1 pseudogene is annotated in these 540 nt (G+C 59.3%); it reads right to left on the reverse strand.

Annotation, left to right across the window (positions count from 1 at the left end):
- Positions 1-264: 264 nt before the first annotated feature.
- Positions 265-540: pseudogene (locus CXZ05_RS23300) on the reverse strand (hypothetical protein); the annotation flags it as partial.

Below are 540 nucleotides of genomic sequence, written 5' to 3' on the forward strand. Positions count from 1 at the left end.
GGCGTCAGCGGCGCCAGGCCATACGACCGCTGGCGCTCTCTCGCACGAACCCCGGCGCTGAACCGCACGAACAGGTGGCGCTCAAAGCTTCAAATACTCATCATCCTGACGTCAGGTTGGGGTGTACCTCAAGTGGGCGGGGACTTTCGCTCCCCGGAGGTTTCCGATCGGAAGCTGCCTGCGGTGGTGAGCAACCCCAACACGCTCATCAATGGTTGCCACGACCGCTCGGACGACATGGGTCTCATCCTTGATCCAACCCCTCTAAGGCTTGTTACTGCTGAACAGATCCCGTTCCACCGTTGCTCCGTAGGGAACCTCAGCGCTTAGATTCACTGTGTACATGTCAGCTCCGTGGCGCGTTACGAGAATGCCCTGCCATCCTTCACTCATCGAGTGATCACGGGCCATCTCTACAGCCGTATTGATACTGTCTTCGATGGGACTGTCTGAATAACGGTGGATCCGTGGTTGGCCTGACACGCCGGGCGTTGCCTGGCGGGGAGGACCGATCATGAGCGACACCATGGATCCCATGGC

The organism is Arthrobacter sp. AFG20 (assembly GCF_002892795.1).
Lineage (GTDB): Bacteria > Actinomycetota > Actinomycetes > Actinomycetales > Micrococcaceae > Arthrobacter.